Here is a 446-nt window from a genome sequence, read left to right on the forward strand (position 1 = left end):
GTATCCCGTGATACATTTTATCGATATCAAGAACTCGTCGAAGACGGTGGACTTGATGCGTTAATTGATAAAAGTCGTAGAGCGCCAAACTTAAAAAATAGAGTTGATGAAGCAACTGAACAAGCCGTCATTAAATACGCTGTCGATTATCCAGCTCATGGCCAACACAGAACGAGTAATGAGCTCAGAAAACAAGGCGTATTCGTTTCTGGCAGCGGTGTTCGTTCAATATGGCTACGTCATGACCTAGAGAACTTCAAAAAGCGTCTCAAGGCACTAGAAAATAAAGTGGCTAACGAAGGTATCATTCTCACCGACGCTCAAGTAGCTGCGCTTGAAAAGAAAAAACATGATGACGAAGCGTGTGGTGAAATTGAAACGGCTCACCCAGGTTATCTAGGCTCTCAAGATACATTTTACGTGGGTAATCTCAAAGGCGTTGGGCG

The 446-nt window shown here is 43.5% G+C and carries 1 protein-coding gene; it reads left to right on the forward strand.

What is annotated here, in order from left to right:
• Positions 1–446, forward strand: a 446-nt coding sequence (locus H5087_RS20350) for a helix-turn-helix domain-containing protein (RefSeq protein WP_182673150.1), incomplete at both ends; no start/stop codon positions are given.

This window comes from Pseudoalteromonas sp. SR43-7, assembly GCF_014163785.1.
GTDB classification, from domain to species: Bacteria; Pseudomonadota; Gammaproteobacteria; order Enterobacterales; family Alteromonadaceae; genus Pseudoalteromonas; species Pseudoalteromonas distincta.